Here is a 530-nt window from a genome sequence, read left to right as displayed (position 1 = left end):
GAAAGACCTTCCTGCTGGTGCTGGCCGCCGTCGTGCTGCTGGCATTGGCTGTTGTGATCCTGTTGATCCTGCTGTGAGAAAGGCGCCGACCGCCGCATGACTCTTCCCGAAACCTCCCTCGCGTACCTCCGTACGGCTGCACGAGCAGCCGACGACAAGCAGGCCGAGAACATCGTTGCCCTGGATGTCAGTGACGCCCTGGGCATCGTTGACTCCTTCCTGGTGGCTTCGGCCTCCAACGAGCGGTTGGTGAGCGCCGTCGTCGATGCGATCGAGGACGCGCTGATTGCTGAGCACGACCTGCGACCCATCCGCCGCGAAGGCAAGGGGCAGGGGCGTTGGGTGCTGCTGGACTACGGCGATGTGGTGGTGCACGTGCAGCACGACGAGGACCGGGCGTTCTACGCGCTTGAGCGGCTCTGGAACGAATCTCCCGTCGTGGACCTGGGGCTGACGCCGGCCGCGGACGCTTCGACTGGTGATGCCGCGGAAGGCGCTGGGTCGGAGCTGGACGATTTGCACGGGGCCGC

1 protein-coding gene is annotated in these 530 nt (G+C 65.7%); it reads left to right on the top strand.

From position 1 onward, the window contains the following. Positions 1 to 96: 96 nt before the first annotated feature. Positions 97 to 530: ribosome silencing factor (gene rsfS / locus GTW58_RS13925; protein ID WP_168023645.1), on the top strand; the 434-nt coding region annotated here is incomplete at its 3' end.

The sequence above is a fragment of the Kocuria subflava genome (assembly GCF_012163155.1).
Lineage (GTDB): Bacteria > Actinomycetota > Actinomycetes > Actinomycetales > Micrococcaceae > Kocuria > Kocuria subflava.
This window is presented reverse-complemented; position numbering and strand designations above follow the sequence as displayed.